Origin of the sequence: Acinetobacter sp. 2JN-4 (assembly GCF_003687745.1) — a bacterium.
GTDB lineage: Bacteria > Pseudomonadota > Gammaproteobacteria > Pseudomonadales > Moraxellaceae > Acinetobacter > Acinetobacter halotolerans.
Window position 1 is genome coordinate 164,360 of the sequence record NZ_RDNY01000003.1, and the last position, 18,883, is coordinate 183,242.

Here is an 18,883-nt window from a genome sequence, read left to right on the forward strand (position 1 = left end):
ATCTTTTTAAATGACTTAAATAGGTGAATCGTATAAGCATACATTTGTTTTCGCATGGAATTGCATTTCGTTTGTATCACAGCAAAATATGCCTCTCATTTATCAATTTTCCTATATTTAGATAATAAAAAATCGGCATTGAAGTAAATATATCTTCAATGCCGATTTATACATTGTTTATGCTATGCGTTTATACTGAAAACGTGTCTTTTTACTGGCATTATCTTTCAGCATTGCATTTGCATAGCGCATCTCTAAGCACCTAACTCATCTTCATGTAAGAAATGGGTATGATGCGGGGCACGTTTAGTACGACTCCACTCGTCGAGCATTTCTGACTTCATTTCTTCGGTAATACGCGCAATTTTGGCATCGGCATGTATATCGTTATAAGTGAGTTCTAGCCGATGTCCATTTGGATCAAAGAAATAAATTGAATGGAAAATACCGTGATTGGTAACACCTAGTACTTTCACATCATGGGCTTCAAGATGTGCTCTTGCATCTAATAAGGCATTGTGGTCTTCAACCTCAAAAGCGATATGTTGAACCCACTGTGGTGTATTTTCATCGCGGCCCATTTCAGGCTGCGTTGGCAGTTCAAAAAATGCCAAGACATTACCTTGACCTGCATCGAGGAATAAATGCATATAAGGATCAAAGGCTTTAGTGGAAGGGACGTGATCTTCTGCAAAAGCTAAAATGAAGTCCATATTCAGCATGGTTTTATACCATTCCACGGTTTCTTTCGCATCTCGACAACGGTAGGCGACGTGGTGAATTTTTTTAATTGCAAAGCTCATCATAAAACTCCTTTTATCTTTATTCCCAATCTGGTTGTTGTTCTGGGGCTGCGTGCAAGAATGCAGGAAGCGTTAAACAGTGTTGATAAATGGATTCAATCTTTGGAAACGCAGCTAAATCAATTTTGAAACGTTTTGCGTTATAAACTTGAGGAATCAAACAACAGTCAGCAAATGTGGCTTGTGTACCAAAGCAAAACTGCCCATTAGAATCCTGAAGCTGTGCTTCTAAACTCTGAAAGCCTTGCAACATCCAATGCTGATACCAGTTACTTTTTTGCTGATCATTTAGCCCAAGATCCTGTTGTAAATACTTCAACACTCTTAAATTATTGAGTGGATGAATATCACAGGCGATAGCTTGAGCAAAGGCTCGTACTTTAGCTCGTTCAGCAATATTCTTTGGTAATAAAGCGACCTCAGGGTAAGCTTCTTCCAAATATTCCAAAATGCTGATGGATTGCAACAAGGTCTGATTCGCATCAACTAGCGTCGGTACCAATTGGCTTGGATTCAGTGCTTGATAATCTGCCTGCTGCTGTTCATTTTTTACTAAATGAATCGGCTGAGTTTCATAGGCAAGCTGTTTTATATTCAATGCAATCCGTACGCGATATGCAGCGGAACTACGGAAATAGCTATACAGTTTCATAGCTCTCTTCCTCAGTTTGATTAAATTCAAACTTATGTGCTGCAAGGATGGTATTTTCGACTTGACCAAAACCGACCCGAATCCCATCTTTCTCACAATAACCTTTCATCACGACGCGATCGCCATCTTCTAAGAAACCACGTGTTTCACCATTTGAAAGGGTTAATGGTTTGGTGGTATTCCACGTTAGTTCAAGTAAGCTGCCGTACGAGTCTTCGGTTGGTCCTGAAATGGTACCTGAGCCCATCAGATCGCCAACTTGCACATTACAACCTGCGATAGTGTGATGTGTCAGTTGTTGTGCCATCGACCAATACATATATTTAAAATTGGTTTGGCAGATCACTTCTGATTTTTGCGATTGTGGAGTTTGTACTTCGACACTGAGATGAATGTCGTAGCTATTGGCGATATTTTCTTGTAAATAACTGAGCGGTTGTGGTTGCTGCGCCGGACCTTTGACTTTGAACGGTTCCAGTGCTTCCATCGTTACCACCCATGGAGAAATAGCGCTAGCAAAAGTTTTGGCATTGAATGGTCCTAACGGTACGTATTCCCACTGTTGGATATCACGTGCTGACCAGTCATTGAGTAAAACCATACCAAAAATATGATCTGATGCATCTTCAATCGAGATAGGTTGACCAAGCTCAGTCGCTTTGCCCACGATAAATGCAGTTTCCAATTCAAAATCGAGTTTGCGTGTTGCTGAAAATATTGGACGTTCGCTATTTGGGAGTTTGATTTGTCCAGAAGGGCGAACAATATCTGTACCACTAACGATAACTGAACTCGCCCGTCCATTGTATCCAACTGGAAGTTCGCTCCAGTTAGGAAGAAGGGCATTTTTAGGATCTCTAAACATGGTACCGACATTGGTGGCATGTTCTTTAGATGAATAGAAATCGGTATAGCCAGGTACATGGATCGGTAAGTGTAAAGTTACAGCATTTTGTGGGTGAAAAACCGAATGACGTAGTTCAGCATTATCACGTAGTGTTGGGTTATCTACAGACAATAAGTTTTGTAGGGTTTGACGCACTTTTTGCCAGTTTTGTTTGCCAGACTCAATAAATGTATTCAATGTCGGTTGATTGAAATAGTTTTGATTTCCATCAAGTTGCAACAAGCCGTGTGTTTCTAATACCGCAAGATCAATCACCCAGTCGCCAATGGCAACACCGACGCGTTTATTAGCTTGAGCTATTTCACTAAAGATACCATACGGCAAATTATGCATTGTGAAATCTGATTGAGGGTCAATCTCAAGAAAAGAAGTTAAATGCTGTGTCATGATTTTGCTTTCCTTGTCTTAATTTTTTCAGGGTTTACCTTTAAGCTTCTCACTTTATTGATCAATTGTTTGAAATATATAGATATATTGAAAATATTATAAGTTTCTTTCAGCTTGATCTCGCAAGAGGAGTGAACGTTATGATTTCTATCATACTGAAAATAATTAATTACGCAATACATAATTTAATTACACATAACATAATTATTGTTATTTGTTGAATTTTCTGCTTATATGCGCGGTTACGAGAAAAGTAAATTAATTATTTTTCGATCAACTATAGGCATTTTGGATTAATTTATGATATACGTAATTTAATACAATAAAATTACGTGACAAGGATGAGAATAATCATATGTCAAAACAATCGCAAGGAAACCTGAAACATGGTTTGAGCAATCGGCACATCCAGCTTATCGCGCTAGGTGGTGCGATTGGTACAGGACTGTTTCTTGGTATTTCACAATCTATTAAGCTGGCAGGTCCGTCAGTGATTTTAGGTTATGCAATCGCAGGCTTAATTGCATTTCTAATGATGCGACAGTTAGGTGAGATGGTGGTTCAAGAGCCAGTTAGTGGCTCATTTAGTCATTTTGCGAATAAATACTGGGGTTCGTTTGCAGGTTTCATGTCTGGCTGGAATTATTGGGTACTCAATATTCTCGTCTGTATGGCTGAGCTGACGGCAATTGGACTCTATATTCAATATTGGTGGCCTGAAATCCCAACTTGGGCATCGGCATTGGCCTTTTTTCTCTTAATCAACGGCATTAACTTATTGCATGTGAAGCTGTTTGGAGAGATGGAATTTTGGTTCTCTATCGTCAAAATTTTAGCCATCTTAGCCATGATTGGCTTCGGTTCTTATTTGCTTGCAACGGGTACGGCAGGTCCACAGGCTGGTATTAGTAACCTTTGGGCATTGGGTGGTTTCTTTCCATTTGGTGTTGAAGGCTTAGTCATGGCGATGGCTGTGATTATTTTTGCATTTGGTGGGATCGAATTGTTTGGTATCACGGCGGCTGAAGCACGTGATCCTGATAAAACCTTACCTAAGGCTGTAAATCAAATTATTTACCGCATTTTGATTTTCTATATCGCAACGCTGTTCATCTTGTTTGCATTATTCCCTTGGAATCAAATGATCGAGGGTGGCAGTCCATTTGTGATGGTATTTGCTTCATTAGACAGCCACGGTGTGGCAACCATGTTGAACTTTGTCATTTTGACAGCCGCAGTTTCTGTTTATAACGGCACAAGCTATTGCAGCAGTCGTATGTTGCTCGGTTTAGCACAGCAGGGCAATGCACCAAAGTTTTTAAAACAGATCAATAAACGTGGTATCCCAACCAATGCTGTGTTGGTATCCGCTTTCGTGACGGTCTTGTGTGTATTGATCAACTATTTATTTCCAGAAAAAGCCTTTGCTTTGTTGATGATGTTGGTGGTTGCTGCGATTGTGATTAACTGGATCGTGATCTCGTGGACACATCTTAAGTTCCGTAAAGCGATGCAAATACAAGGGCAGAGCACCAAGTTTCCAAGTATTGCTTACCCATTTAGTAATTATCTTTGTATCGTATTTATGCTAGGTATTCTTGTGGTGATGTCACTTTCACCAGATATGCGTATTGCTGTGATGATGATTCCTGCGTGGATCCTCTGCTTAATGTTGACTTATGTCTTTAAGCTGAGAAAATTGAAAAACGCAGAATCAAGTATGGCTTTAGGAACTGATGTTTAAAGACTATTTCTGAGTTTTTATATCAATAGGGTTGAATTCGTTTTCAGCCCTATTTTTTTTGTAATGGCTAAAATGTGGCTACCAATGTTCATAACAACAAATCGTCCATGCTTTGGTTGAAGTATTATTGTTTTATCTAAGCTAGAATTGTTGGTTCATCAATCTAAAATAAGTTTGCATTTTTGGCTTGATATCACGTTGTTCATCAAAAGGCTTTTGAATTGTTTCCTTCTTTAAGTATTCAAACTCGATTGGGTGGTTTCTACCTGTTTTATTATGCAATCGTTGGAACATTCATGCCTTATTGGAACCTGTATCTGCAAGATCAGGGCTTCAATTATCAAGAAATCGGTATTTTATCTTCTATTGCAATCATTACTCGTTTTTTTGCGCCGCTGATTTGGGGTTGGATAGCAGATAAATCAGGGAAACGAATGCTGTTGGTGCGTATTGCCACATGGATGGAAGCCTGTATCTGGTTTGCTATTTTTGTAATTCCAAATAGCTTTCAATCTGTGGCATTGCTGATGCTGATCTTCAGTTTTTTTCAAAATGCGATCTTGGCGCAGTTTGAAGGTGTGACTCTATTTTGGTTAGGTGAAAAGCGCGCTGAATTGTACGGGAAAGTTCGTAAATGGGGTTCAGTCGGTTTTATTGTTGGGGTATTTGCAATAGGGGCACTATTAGAAATCATCCCCATCTCAATGCTACCTATTTTACTTTTAGTGATTTCATTTTTGGCTTTTCTATGGTCATTCAGTATTAAAGAACCTGAGCACGCACCAAGTTCTCAGAAAAAATTAGAACCTTTATGGCCAGTTTTAAAAAAACCACTGGTTGCAGCATTCTTTACGATCGAGTTTATTCTATTATTTTCACTTGCACCATTTTATAGTTTCTATAGCAACTTTCTCAAAGAAATCGGGTTTAGCACAACACAGATAGGCAGCCTATGGGCAATGGGTGTTATCGCTGAAATAGTGATGTTTGCGGTGGCACAAAGACTGTTTTTCACCCGTTTTTCATGGCGGAACTTGGTGGTTATTTGTCTTTTATTTACCAGTCTTCGCTGGTTTCTCGTGGGAATATTAGACACTAATTTCATCGGGCAACTTTTAGCACAATGTTTGCATGCCTTTAGTTTTGGACTATTTCATTTGATTGCAATGAAAGTGATTTTCCAAAACTTTTCAGCAGAGCAACAAGGTCGAGGTCAAGCGTTGTACAGCACGATGTGGGGGCTGGGCGTTGCTTCAGGAAGTTTGTTGGCAGGGTACTATTGGCAGATTCTTTCGGGTCCGACCATTTTTCTGTGTGCCAGTGTAGTTGTCTTGTTTGGGTTAATGCTTGTGGTTTGGCTGCCGAATCAGGTGGAGTCGACAGCACAGCAATCTAATTAGATCTGAATATTTTTATACTGCGGTATCCATGGTTGTGCTTGCTCGAGTTGTGCGGCGAGTTGTAGCAAACGGTCTTCACGTCCAAAAGGTGCAATAAACTGGCTACCCAAAGGCATACCATTTTTATTCCAATACAGCGGTACGGACATGGCAGGTAAACCAGTGACATTGGCTAATTGAGTAAAGGGAACCCAACTTAAATTATCTTGCACCATTTTCTCGACTAGTTTGCCTTGTGCGAGATAATGCGCTTTTCCAACTTTTAATAAAGCTTTCAAAATGGGCTTTTGCCAAGCAGGTGTGGCAACTTCACCATTTTTAGGCGCGACCGATGCAGTTGTTGGGGTTAGGTATAGATCGTATTTTTCAAAGAAAATATTCATTTGGGTGCTATACAGTCCCCAATTGTTGAGTGTGTGAATATATTCGGTTGCAGTTGTTTTTGCACCAAAGGCAGCTAAGGTTAATGAATCAAGTTCGAAATCAGCATCTGTTGAGCCTGACATGTGTTTAATTTGTGCTTGCATATAAGTGAACTGACTAAACCATGTTGTGATGAAGTCTTTAGCCAGCGCTAAGCCGTCTATGTTTGGACGATCTTCGACCACGATATGTCCTAAAGATTCTAAAAGTTTAGCCGTTTGTTGAACGGCCTGAATCGCGTCTTTAGAAACTTTTGTTCCAATCGGTGAATGCGTGCTAAATGCGATTCTCAGTTTTTTCGGTGCTTGTTGGATAATATCTAAATATTTTTGATCAGGCGCTTGAATCGTAAAAAGTGAGCTTTGTTCAGGACCTTGCACCGCATCTAGCATAGCCGCACTATCGCGCACGGTTTTACATAACACATGCTGCATCGCTGCACCATGCATGGCTTCACCCGATTGAGGTCCCCATGGTGTACGTCCACGACTTGGTTTTAGTCCAAATAAGCCACAATACGATGCAGGAATACGAATTGATCCGCCGCCATCACCAGCACCTGCGATCGGGACGAGACCCGCAGCGACGGCTGAGGCAGAACCACCTGATGAGCCACCACTATTATGTTTCAAATTCCAAGGATTGCGACAAGCGCCCCAAGCATCAGGTTCAGTAATGCCTTTGATTCCAAATTCTGGGGTATTGGTTCGCCCAAAAGTGATAATCCCTGTTTGTTCCCAGCGATTGACGATTTCCGCATTAAAGTCAGGTGTATAATTGATTTTTTTAAGGGCATGGCTCCCAAAAGAGGTTGGTATGCCTTGATATTCTTGGAATAAATCTTTCACTAAAAACGGAACACCAGCGAATTGACCTATAAGTTGTTGTTGGGAGCGTTGTTTAGCGTGCTCATACATAGGAATAATGATAGCGTTTAGTTTAGGGTTGATTTGTGCAGTGCGTTGTAATGCGATTTCGAGTAGCTCTGAGGGGTGAACTTGTTTATCTTTGACTAATTGAGCTAAACCCAAACCATCATATTGAAGATATTCTGAAAATTTCATGGCTTTGATCCCTAAAGCTAAACTTTTATAAATTAAATATTTGTATTCAATAAGAATACCTTAAAAAACCGATAGAACAATCAAATAAATATCAGCACAAAAATATTGTGTTGATATGGTTATGTTTCAGTGTTTTTACTCAAAAATATGCTAAGTTAAAGCTATGGAAAGTTTAGATGATAACTTAATTAAATCTATGAAAAATATTTATATTATTGGATTATTGTTGGCTTGCTCAACAGGGGCAATCGCTGAAACAGCAGTAAACGCGAAGACTGTAACAGCTCAAGCTATGACTTCGGTGAATAATATACGTGTCACCAATCGCCCTGAAATTATGGGGTTGTGGGGAATGGAAATACCCAATAATAAAAAATGTGTTGAATACTATAACTTTCGTGGAATGAATGAAGTTGTGGTAAAAAGTGGCAAAGAGTGGTCGTATGGCATGTATGACTATCAGCCTTCAGAGGATCATAAAGAGCGTTTGCCAGCACTGGTACTACAAATTAAATATGATAATAATGAAGTGGACTGTTCAGGTCAGCAAGTCGATCAAACTGGGGAAGTTTCTCAATACTTTGTAAAATGGTCGAACCCACATACCATTGATTTCTGTGCGAACGAGAAAGGCGAAAAATGCTTTGCAACCTTACGCCGTGTTTTACCTTAGGTCATTTAATTCAATAAATAAAAACACCGCTTATGATTCATAAGCGGTGTTTTTTATTACAGCTTTTATTTAAATTTTTTCAGCTTTTGGTTCAAGCTGTTTCAGTAAATGTTTTTCGAGATAATGAATATCCATTGCTTGTTCGCAGAAATTCTTATCTTTCAAAATCAAGTCTTTATGCAAAGGGATGTTGGTTTTAATCCCTGTCAAAATCATTTCATCTAATGCCTGACGCATACGCGCTAAAGATGTTTCACGATCTTTACCATGTGCAATGAGTTTTGCAATCATTGAGTCATAGTAGGGCGGGATGCTGTAACCTTGATAGATATGAGAATCTAAACGAATACCCGCGCCACCCGGTGCGTAGAAGTTGTCAATTCTGCCAGGAGAAGGCATAAAGTTGGTTGGGTCTTCGGCATTGATACGACACTCGATCGCATGGCCTTTGACTTCGATTTCGTCTTGTTGAAGGTCTAAGCCTAAACCACCAGCAATACGAAGTTGTTGTTCAATAATATCAATACCCGTCACCATTTCTGTGACTGGATGTTCAACTTGAACACGTGTATTCATTTCGATAAAGAAGAATTCGCCATCTTCAAATAAAAATTCGAACGTACCAGCGCCACGATACTGCATAAGCTTACAGGCATTTACACAAGCCTCTAAAATATCAGCACGAGCTTGTTCAGGAAGATTCGGCGCAGGTGCTTCTTCTAGCACCTTTTGATGGCGACGCTGTAATGAACAATCACGATCATATAAATGAATCGCATGACCATTACCATCCCCGAGGATTTGTACTTCGACGTGACGAGGTTTCTGTAAGAAACGTTCCATATAAACGGTATCGTCACCGAACCACATTTCTGCATCACGTTGTGCAGCTTGAACGGATTCAAGTAGCGTATCCACACGTTCAACAATACGCATACCACGACCACCACCACCAGATGCGGCTTTTACGATCAGTGGGAAGCCGATTTCTTTGGCTTCAGCAAGCGCATTATGAATCGTAACAGCGTGGTCACAGCCAGGTACGGTTGGTACACCTGCTTTTTTCATTGCAATAATTGCAGAAACTTTGTTCCCCATGAGACGAATATGCTCAGGACGAGGACCAATAAAAGTAAAACCTGAACTTTCTATAATCTCAGCGAACTCGGCATTTTCAGATAAAAAGCCATAACCCGGATGGATTGCATCAGCACCAGTGATTTCTGCGGCAGTAATAATTGCAGGAATATTTAAATAACTTTCACTTGTGGTACCCGGTCCGATACATACTGCTTCATCTACAAAGCGTAAATGCATCAAATCTTTGTCAGCATCAGAATAAATACCAACGGTTTTAATACCAAGTGTTTTGCAAGCCCGAGTAATTCGTAAAGCGATTTCACCACGGTTTGCAATTAATACTTTTTGCAACATAGAAATCCCCAGATGTATTAGGCGCGGTAGCGGAAAAGTGGTTGACCAAACTGAATGACGTCACCGTTTTTCACTAAGATTTCTTCGATTACACCGCTTTGAGTTGCTTCAATTGGGTTCATGATCTTCATTGCTTCGATGATCCCTAGGGTTTCACCTGCAGATACCGTTTGACCAATTTTGACAAAAGGTGCTTCACCAGGACTTGGTGCTGCATAGAACACACCGACCATTGGTGAGGTTTCAACCGCACCGCGTGGCGTTTTTACAACGGGTGCTGCTGCTGGAGTTGAAGCCGCTGGTGCAGCCGCGACAGATGCATAGACAGGTGTTGGGCGAGTCAATGAGATGGATTGATCACCTTCCTTAACTTCAATCGCTTGTAAGTCAGATTCAATCATCAGGTCGATGAGTTTCTTGATTTTACGGATATCCATGAGTGAGCATTCCTGAAATGTTTAATTAATTAGAAGATTGAATTTTTTCGATAGCGTAATCGAGTGCAAGGGAGTAACCCTTAGCACCTAAGCCACAAATCACGCCAATGGCTTTATCTGATAGATATGAGTGATGACGGAATGTTTCACGTGCGTGAACATTTGACAAATGAACTTCAATAAAAGGAATCGCAACACCAAGCAGGGCATCGCGTAAAGCAACTGAAGTATGAGTCAGGGCAGCGGGGTTGATAATGATCAATTTCACCCCTTCATTTTGTGCCTGATGGATACGATCAACAATCGCACCTTCCCAGTTACTTTGGAATGTATCTAGTATAAGTGACGCATTTTTAGCCTGAGCGGTGAGTTGTTGGTCAATATCACTTAAAGTAAGATGGCCATAAACTTCTGGTTCACGCTTTCCTAGCAAGTTTAAATTCGGTCCGTGAATCACCAAAATGGTTGAGCTCATTCAGCCTGCTCCAATTCTAAAACTGCAAATGTGTTTTGCAAGATGTCTGCAAAGTTTGCTTATTATGGCACAAAATTCTACAATTTTTTTATAATTTCTTTTCATCAATTAAGAAATTCGCATACCAAGCATGGTGCATATAATGAAAACTTTGCAAGGAATTGGCAATGTTAAAAAATGACAAAATTCACCTTATTTTATTTTTTAATATTCTAAACTGAATTACATCAATTGGTTCAGAGGATTTGTGTAACTTGACAGTCAATATGCATTAAATAATATGATATTTAACTAATTTGTGATCCATAGATCTATAATGCCTAAGTACATTCAAATTAAAAAATAAGCCTGAGTGTATTAATTTAATATATTGTTTTTATTTGCTTTTATGTTTTTGCATACATGTGGGGTAAACCTATTTATTTAGATGTTTATGCATATCAGCACTTGGCTTGTAGCATGCTATCGCTGAATCAGCGACTACATTTAGCTTAATCTGCCAAGCTGATTGTTTGTTAGGCATCACTCGGCGTTTATGAATTGGCAAAAGTGATGCATTTCTATATTTTCGATGGCAGTTAATGACATGAAAATGTCCGAAAAAGATAAGCTTTATTTGAGTAATATCACTATTACTTAAGAGACTGCTTTGATTGGCGTAGTCTCTTTTGGGTCTTTCAACGCTGTCTTTATATTTAAAGGCAGCTTTTTTTACGCTAAGATTTTATTGCTTCATTTACTGCGGCAGAGTAAGTATCTAATAACAAACAGTTCTGTGCTGGATCTGTATGTGAGACTACCTTGATATTAGGACTGTACCATTTTTGCATTTGTTGAAATAACCATGCAAAGTCTTTTTGCTTGGGTTCAGCATCATCTTGAATGAAGTTTCGTATGATATTTTGAATATTAAAATATTTTTCAACATGAACCTCTGGTGAGCAGTTGAATTGAATAATCTCAAATTCAATCAGAAGCTGCCAGACAGGTGCAAAATCTTCGATCTCTTTAAGTTCACGTTGTGCTCTAATAATGGCACTGGTTAAAGCAATCAACGTATTGGGGTGTTGTTGTGCCCATTCTTGGGTAACCGCTAATACTTTATCTGCAACGTTAGGAATAATATCTTGGCTTGAACAAATGATATGGCTTAATCCAAGCAGTTCGGGTTGAGTATTCCATGGCTCTCCAACACAAAAACCATCGATTAAGTGATTGTTGAGCGCTTCAGCCATATAGGGCGGTGGAAGCGTTTTTACCTGAATGGAGTGTGCTAAATCCGCATCGGCCAAGGCTAACCATTCTCTTAAACAATAGTGATGAATAGAGTGCTGAAATACATGGGCTAAGGAAATAGGATGATTTGTTTTTATTTTTTGCACCAATTTCTGTGCAGAAGTTTCAGCCGAGTCTTGTTTTTGAATATTTAATTCATAACAGAGCTTTTGACTTAGACTGATAAATGCACGGTTTTCGCTCAAAACTAAAGGGGTTTGTAAAGGGATGCCAATTTGATCGGCTGCCACTGCTGCTGCAGGTAACATTGCCGATAAGCAATGAGCAGCGTCAAGCAAACCAAAGGCAAGTCGATCGCGTAGGCTTGCCCAAGATGCTTCTTGTACTAAGCTAATATCTAAGCCCACATCTTCAAAAAAACCACGTTGTTTTGCCCAAAGTAATGCAACACAGTCAAGTAAAGGGATATAGCCGAGCTGTAATTGAGTTTTTTCTAATTTTGCTAAATGGCTCATCTATTCATCCTTCAATTGGTTGTTTAATAGTTGTTGCGCATCGAGCAAGCGACGAGCCATTTCACCAATGGTCATGCGATGACTCATGGCATTTTTTCTAAGTAATTGAAAGGCCGTGTCTTCACTTAAACCATGTAGTTTCATCAATAACACTTTGGCTTTATCAATATCTTTTCGGTCTGCAAGTTTTGTTTTTGCATCTTTAAGATCACCTTCTAGCTTTTTATGCTTTTTATATTGCTCAATGGAGATTTCTAAAATGGTGTGTAAGCGAGAAGGGTCAATGCCATCGACGATATAGGCAGTAATCCCCGCATCAATCGCTTGTTTAATGGTGTCTTTATCCGTGTTTTTGGTAAAAAGTACCGTAGGTAAGTCAAAACTGCTGACACAGTTCTCAATCACATCGCGATGCGGATGATCCATATCAAGCAAAATGACATCTGCTTGAAGATGCTCTAGATTAAAAATATTAAGATGATCTAAGGTAAAACAAGCGACTACATCAAAGTCATGTTCTGTTAAACAGGTTTTAATGTATTCCGCCCGAGCCTGATCATCGTCTATGAAAACAATTTTGAGTTTCGGCATAAGTATAAGAGTCAAACTGTCGGTATATGCACATTCTGGATAAAGTGCTGTGAGTAGGGGCTGTTGAAATGCTAATAGACCCTATTATTTTTTTAAGCAATATTAATGCCATCAGAAAACTTCCGATTCGGTGCAAACGCCCCAGAAGTAGATAGTTTATGCGCTTTATTGTATCGCTGCTCGTTTATTTGAAAAAATGAAATCTGGGCTGGAAGTGTTAAAAAATTGAGTATGAGCCTTTTTGGTGCGTAAAAAGTGTTGTTATGAAGCAAGGTGAATTGTGCTTTAAAACAGGTCATCCCTCTTTTTAGGGGTAAAAGATGTGTTTTACTTATATCTATAATATCTACGATTTAATAAGAAATACATATAAAACAGTGATTAACCTTGTTTTTACTTTTTTGTTGGTTTATTTGGCACAGCATTTGCTAGTTATATACTGAGTCAAAGACGACTTTTCAAAAAAAATTGTAAGACGGCCAACGATGTCCGATCTGATCGGTTTGTTTACACAATGTTTGTGTCGACAACACAGTACACGTTCAGTAAAGGAGAGATGGCAATGTCTTTAGATTTATCGGCCAAAAAAGCCACATCAATTAAGTTATTCAACTTTTCCGCACCAGCGATGCGTGCATTCCACATGAGCTGGCTTGCATTCTTCGTTTGTTTCTTTGCTTGGTTTGCTTGTGCTCCTCTTATGCCTGTGATTGCAGGTGAGTTCAATTTAACCATAGATCAAATTGCCAATATCAATATTGCAGCTGTCGCGATCACGATTGTCGTTCGTCTTATCGTTGGACCACTGTGTGACAAATACGGTCCACGCAAAACCTATACCGCATTATTGCTGATCGGGAGTATTCCTGTATTTGGTGTTGCTTCTGCAAATAGCTATGAATCTTTCTTATTTTTCCGTTTATTGATCGGCGCGATCGGTGCCAGTTTTGTGATTACGCAATATCACACCAGCATTATGTTTGCACCGAATGTGGTGGGGACTGCAAATGCTGCTTCTGCTGGTTGGGGTAATGCTGGTGGCGGTGCGACTCAAGTCTTGATGCCATTGATGCTGGCGGCGTTGGTGATGTTCGGTGTTGAGCAGGCAATGGGGTGGAGAATCGCACTGCTTGTTCCTGGTCTGTTGATGGTTATTGTCGGGGGACTTTACTGGAAATACACCCAAGATTGCCCGCAAGGCAACTTTAAAGAGCTTCGGGCACAAGGTATCGCTGTTGGTAGCGATAAAAAAGGCGGGATGGCGATTCTGATGCACGCGGCACGTAACTATCGTGTGTGGATCTTATTTGTCTCTTATGCAGCATGTTTTGGTATTGAGATCTTCATCCATAACATCATCGCCATGTATTACGTCACACATTTTGATTTTGGTTTAAAAGAAGCGGGTTTAGCGGCAGGTATCTTTGGTTTGTTGGCATTATTCGCCCGTGCTTTAGGTGGCATGGTTTCAGACAAAGTCGCATTGAAGCGTGGTTTGGACGGACGTACTAAGATTCTATTTTTACTGATTTTAGGTGAGGGGCTGTTCTTGATTCTTTTCTCTCAAATGAACAGCGTTACTTTAGCAATTTTGAGCATGACCATCTTCGCATTGTTTACTCACATGGCATGTGGAGCAACCTACGCACTGGTCCCATTTATTGATCGTGAAGCTTTAGGTGGTGTGGCAGGCATTATCGGTGCAGGCGGTAACGTTGGTGCTGTTGCAGCAGGATTTTTATTGAAAGGTATGTTGGATATCCAAACATGTTTAATGGTTTTAGGCGGCTTAGTTGTGATCACTGCGGGTTCTGTGATGTTCATTCGATTCTCGGTAGAGCATAAAGAAAAAGAACAACGCTTATTTGAACAAGCTCTTGTAGAACGCCACGCAGAACAAAACAGCGCAGCTTAATCGAAATCAGATTTTAGGAGAAACACAATGAAATTAGTGATGATTGGTCACGGCATGGTAGGTCATAAATTCATCGAAGCCATTTTAGAGAAAGCTGATGATGAGTTGGAAATCACCATTCTAGCAGAAGAACCACGTATTGCTTATGACCGTGTACATTTGACTGAGTACTTCTCTGGTAAATCGGCAAAAGACTTGTCACTTGCACGTTTTGATTTTGCCGATGCGCACGGAATCGATTTACGCTTAAACACCAAAGCAACTGCGATTGATACGATTGAACAGACTGTTACCACGAATCATGGGGATGTGATTCACTATGACAAATTGGTGTTGGCAACAGGTTCTTATGCTTTTGTTCCGCCAATATCAGGTAATGATCGTGAAAATTGCTTTGTCTACCGTACGCTTGAAGATTTGGATGCGATTCGCGCAGCAAGTTTAAATGCCAAAACAGGTGTGGTGATCGGTGGTGGCTTACTTGGCTTGGAAGCAGCGAAAGCATTACGTGATCTAAACTTAGAAACACATGTTGTTGAATTTGCACCACGTTTAATGGCAGTGCAAATTGATGATTTGGGTGGGAAAGTATTACGTCGTAAAATTGAAAATCTTGGGGTGAAAGTTCACACCCAAAAAGCAACCTCGTCTATTGAAGAAGGTGCAGAAGCAACGCATGTGATGAAGTTTGCTGATGGCAGCGAGCTTGAAACCGATATTATTTTATTCTCAGCAGGTATTCGTCCGCGTGATGAATTGGCTCGTTCGAGTGGTTTAGTCCTCGGTGAGCGTGGTGGTATTAAAATCAACGATTACTGCCAAACCTCAAATGAAAACATTTATGCGATTGGTGAATGTGCGCTGTGGGATAACAAAATTTATGGTCTAGTTGCACCGGGCTATGACATGGCACGTATTGCAGCAAAACATATTTTGGTTGAAGAAACACATTGCTTTGCAGGTGCTGATATGAGCACCAAGCTAAAGTTGATGGGTGTCGATGTTGCATCAGTCGGTGATGCACATGGTATGACTCCAAACTCTCTTAGCTATTTTTATGCTGATGAAGATGCCTTGGTTTATAAAAAGATCGTGGTCGATGCCGATAAAACCAAACTGCTTGGCGCGGTTTTGGTGGGTGATGCAGCCGAATATAACGATTTATTGCAAATGATGTTGAATGGCTTGGCATTACCTGAAACGCCTGAAAGTTTAATTATGCCAGGCTTCTCTGACACAGGCGCGAAAGCTGGTGGAAGTGGTGTTGACTTACTACCTGACAGTGCAACCATCTGTTCATGTAATAACGTGTCTAAGGCAGATATTTGCCAAGCAATTTGTGATGGTTCAACCTCACTCGGTGCATTGAAAAAATGTACAAAAGCAGCAACAGCTTGTGGTGGTTGTGCGCCACTCGTGACACAAGTATTGAAATCAGAATTACAACGCCAAGGTGTTACGGTTAATAACCACATTTGCGAACACTTTCCGTACTCACGCCAAGAGTTGTATCACTTGGTCCGTGTCAATGAAATCAAAACTTTTGATGATCTGATTCATCAACATGGTCATGGCTTAGGCTGTGATATTTGTAAGCCAACGGCTGCCAATATTTTGGCATCGTGCTGGAATGATTTTGTGCTTGAACCAAGTCATGCAGGCTTACAAGACAGTAATGATTACTACTTGGGGAATATCCAAAAAGATGGTTCTTATTCAGTTGTGCCACGTATGGCAGGCGGTGAAGTCACTCCAGATGGATTGATTGCGGTCGGTCAAATTGCCAAGAAATATAATTTGTATACCAAAATCACCGGCGGTCAGCGTGTCGACTTATTCGGCGCGCAAATCCATGAGCTTCCATTCATTTGGGAAGAACTCAACGCGGCTGGCTTTGAATCTGGTCACGCTTACGGTAAATCATTGCGTACTGTGAAGTCTTGTGTGGGTAGCACATGGTGTCGTTATGGCGTTGATGACTCTGTAGGCTTAGCGATTGAACTTGAGAATCGTTACAAAGGTTTACGTTCACCACATAAATTGAAAATGGCGGTTTCGGGTTGTACGCGTGAGTGTGCCGAAGCGCAAGGTAAAGATGTGGGTGTCATTGCAACTGAGAAAGGCTGGAACTTATACGTCTGTGGTAACGGCGGTATGAAACCTCGCCATGCTGAGTTACTTGCATCAGATTTAGATACCCAAACGTTGATCCGTTATATTGACCGCTTCTTTATGTTCTATATCCAAACGGCTGATCGTTTACAACGTACCAGCGTATGGCGTGACAACATGGAAGGTGGTTTAGATTACTTGAAAGCCGTAATTGTCGATGATTCATTGGGTCTAGCAGAAGAGCTTGAAAATCGTATGAGTCATGTGATTGGTACGTATCAAGATGAATGGCGTACTGCGGTGGAAAATCCTGAAATCCGTAAACGCTTCCAAACTTATATTAATGCAAGTGCAGATGAACAAGCTGATCCACACATTCAGTTTACCCAAGTACGTGATCAAATCCGCCCGTTGAATGATGCTGAGCGTTCAGTTGATCGTATTCCAATGGTTGAAGCATAAGGAGAATTAAAATGACGAACTTAAAAGATTTAAATATGCTTCCTGAAGATCAATGGGTCGATGTGTGTGCTTTAAATGACATTACACCCAATACCGGCGTAGGGGCATTGGTCGGTGAGCAAACAGTAGCCTTGTTCCGTGTGGGTCATGAAAAACGTATTTATGCATTGAGCAATAAAGATCCGTTTAGCCAAGCAAATGTGATGTGTCGTGGCATTATTGGTGACTTGCAAGGTGAGCGTGTGATTGCATCGCCGATCTATAAGCAGCATTTCAGTTTAGCAACAGGGCGATGTTTAGAAGATAAAGATCAAAAGCTCCTAGTATTCCCAACTAAAATTGAAGAAGGTCGGGTATGGGTGAGTCCAGTTCCACAAAAGACTTACATCACCAATAACGGTGCTTCTCAAGAAAAGTTAAAACTTGTGCTTATCGGCAATGGTTTGGCTGGGATGCGCTGTCTTGAAGATTTACTCGATATGGCGCCTGATCGCTATGAAGTAACCGTGATTGGCGAAGAACCTTGGGGTAACTACAACCGCATTATGTTGTCGCCTGTACTTTCAGGTGAGAAAACCATCGATGATATTATGCTGCATCCACACGCATGGTACAGCGATAAAGGCATCAAGTTTATTGCTGATGATCCTGCGGTAAAGATTGATCGTACACGTAAAACAGTACATACCCAAAAAGGTGAAAGTGTTGATTATGATCGTCTGATTATTGCGACAGGTTCGTCGCCATTTATTCCGCCAGTTCAAGGTGTCGATCTAAAAGGTGTGATCAGCTTCCGTGATATTTATGATGTAAATACCATGATCAAATATGCTGAAAGCAAGAAAAATGCAGTGGTGATTGGTGGTGGCTTACTTGGTTTAGAAGCTGCTTATGGTCTGGTACAGCGTGGTATGAATGTCACTGTATTGCATTTGATGGATCGTATCATGGAGCGTCAGCTTGATGGTCGAGCAAGTGCGATGTTACGCCATAGTATCGAACAAAAAGGCATCAATATTATTACTGAGGCAAATACAGAAGCCTTGATTGCGGATGAACATGATCATGTTAAACAAGTTCGTTTAAAAGATGGGACTGTTTTAGATGCTGATCTAGTGATCTTTGCCGTCGGTATCCGTCCAAATATCGCATTGGCACAAAGCGCAGGCTTACGTTGTAATCGTGGTATCTTGGTCAATGACACCATGCAAACCTTTGATCCAAGTATCTATGCAGTGGGTGAGTGTATTGAGCACCGTAATCAAACCTTTGGTTTGGTTGAACCGCTATGGGGACAAGCATTTATCTGTGCAACCCATTTGGCAGAGCATGGTAGTTTGACTTTCAAATCACCAACGGTTCCAACGCAGCTTAAAGTCAGTGGTGTGGATGTGTTCTCGGCGGGTAACTTTGAACCGAAAGACGACTATGAAGACATTATTCTCAACGATGAGAAACGCCAAATTTACAAGCGTATTATTATCCAAAAAGATCGAGTGATTGGTGCCGTTCTATTTGGTGATACCGAAGATGGCATGTGGTATGCCGAACTGATTGCGGATCAAACGCCAGTGTCGACATTTAGAAATAAATTGTTATTTGGTAAAGATTTTGCAATGAAAAAAGCTGGGTAATCCTCTTTGGCTTAGGGGG

General features: G+C 40.5%; 15 protein-coding genes. 6 read left to right on the top strand and 9 right to left on the bottom strand.

Features of this window, described 5'->3' with window-relative positions; all coding sequences use genetic code 11:
• Positions 1-254 precede the first annotated feature (254 nt).
• Genes EAH57_RS05985 through fahA form a run of 3 tightly spaced genes read right to left on the bottom strand, consistent with a single transcriptional unit; the run spans position 255 to position 2,749 of the window.
• Entirely contained in the window at positions 255-803 is a 549-nt protein-coding gene (locus tag EAH57_RS05985) for a VOC family protein (RefSeq protein WP_121929253.1), read from the bottom strand.
• A 19-nt stretch (positions 804-822) separates the two neighbouring features.
• The gene (gene maiA, locus EAH57_RS05990; protein WP_121929254.1) at positions 823-1,455 is read right to left on the bottom strand and encodes a maleylacetoacetate isomerase; all 633 of its coding nucleotides are present in this window, start codon (positions 1,453-1,455) and stop codon (positions 823-825) included.
• Positions 1,442-2,749, bottom strand: a complete 1,308-nt coding sequence (fahA, locus tag EAH57_RS05995) for a fumarylacetoacetase (RefSeq protein ID WP_121929255.1) — start codon at positions 2,747-2,749, stop codon at positions 1,442-1,444. Before fahA ends, maiA begins: the two co-directional genes overlap by 14 nt.
• Positions 2,750-3,104: 355 nt before the next feature.
• Here fahA and EAH57_RS06000 point away from each other — a divergent pair, with 355 nt between their 5' ends.
• Together EAH57_RS06000 and EAH57_RS06005 are read left to right on the top strand one after the other, a co-directional pair.
• Entirely contained in the window at positions 3,105-4,493 is a 1,389-nt protein-coding gene (locus EAH57_RS06000) for an amino acid permease (protein WP_121929256.1), read from the top strand.
• A 221-nt stretch (positions 4,494-4,714) separates the two neighbouring features.
• Positions 4,715-5,893 carry an MFS transporter gene (locus EAH57_RS06005; RefSeq protein ID WP_213071143.1) on the top strand — a complete coding sequence of 393 codons (1,179 nt, stop codon included), beginning with the start codon at positions 4,715-4,717 and terminating at the stop codon, positions 5,891-5,893.
• Here the strand turns inward: EAH57_RS06005 and EAH57_RS06010 are convergent.
• A complete protein-coding gene (locus EAH57_RS06010; RefSeq protein ID WP_121929257.1) occupies positions 5,890-7,380 on the bottom strand; it encodes an amidase in 1,491 nt (496 codons plus the stop codon). The two genes, EAH57_RS06005 and EAH57_RS06010, sit on opposite strands and share 4 nt — an antisense overlap.
• 196 nt (positions 7,381-7,576) lie before the next feature.
• Here EAH57_RS06010 and EAH57_RS06015 point away from each other — a divergent pair, with 196 nt between their 5' ends.
• Positions 7,577-8,053, top strand: coding sequence for a hypothetical protein (locus EAH57_RS06015; protein WP_121929430.1), 477 nt, complete (start codon positions 7,577-7,579; stop codon positions 8,051-8,053).
• A gap of 69 nt (positions 8,054-8,122) precedes the next feature.
• Here the strand turns inward: EAH57_RS06015 and accC are convergent, their stop codons facing one another.
• From accC to EAH57_RS06040, 5 genes are all read right to left on the bottom strand, one after another.
• Positions 8,123-9,487, bottom strand: a complete 1,365-nt coding sequence (gene accC / locus EAH57_RS06020; RefSeq protein ID WP_121929258.1) for an acetyl-CoA carboxylase biotin carboxylase subunit — start codon at positions 9,485-9,487, stop codon at positions 8,123-8,125.
• A 17-nt stretch (positions 9,488-9,504) separates the two neighbouring features.
• Positions 9,505-9,924, bottom strand: coding sequence for an acetyl-CoA carboxylase biotin carboxyl carrier protein (accB, locus tag EAH57_RS06025; protein ID WP_004670891.1), 420 nt, complete (start codon positions 9,922-9,924; stop codon positions 9,505-9,507).
• Between the two features lie 25 nt (positions 9,925-9,949).
• The gene (aroQ, locus tag EAH57_RS06030) at positions 9,950-10,399 is read right to left on the bottom strand and encodes a type II 3-dehydroquinate dehydratase (protein WP_121929259.1); all 450 of its coding nucleotides are present in this window, start codon (positions 10,397-10,399) and stop codon (positions 9,950-9,952) included.
• Positions 10,400-11,115: 716 nt separating this feature from the next.
• Entirely contained in the window at positions 11,116-12,150 is a 1,035-nt protein-coding gene (locus EAH57_RS06035) for an ABC transporter substrate-binding protein (protein ID WP_121929260.1), read from the bottom strand.
• Positions 12,151-12,741, bottom strand: coding sequence for an ANTAR domain-containing response regulator (locus EAH57_RS06040; RefSeq protein WP_121929261.1), 591 nt, complete (start codon positions 12,739-12,741; stop codon positions 12,151-12,153). It abuts the gene before it with no gap.
• A 562-nt stretch (positions 12,742-13,303) separates the two neighbouring features.
• Here EAH57_RS06040 and EAH57_RS06045 point away from each other — a divergent pair.
• From EAH57_RS06045 to nirD, 3 genes are read left to right on the top strand one after another with little or no spacing between them, the layout of a single operon-like run.
• On the top strand, positions 13,304-14,656 hold the full coding sequence (locus tag EAH57_RS06045; RefSeq protein ID WP_121929262.1) for an MFS transporter: 1,353 nt from the start codon (positions 13,304-13,306) through the stop codon (positions 14,654-14,656).
• Between the two features lie 27 nt (positions 14,657-14,683).
• On the top strand, positions 14,684-17,230 hold the full coding sequence (gene nirB / locus EAH57_RS06050) for a nitrite reductase large subunit NirB (RefSeq protein ID WP_121929263.1): 2,547 nt from the start codon (positions 14,684-14,686) through the stop codon (positions 17,228-17,230).
• A gap of 11 nt (positions 17,231-17,241) precedes the next feature.
• Positions 17,242-18,864, top strand: a complete 1,623-nt coding sequence (gene nirD / locus EAH57_RS06055) for a nitrite reductase small subunit NirD (RefSeq protein WP_121929264.1) — start codon at positions 17,242-17,244, stop codon at positions 18,862-18,864.
• Positions 18,865-18,883: the final 19 nt, after the last annotated feature.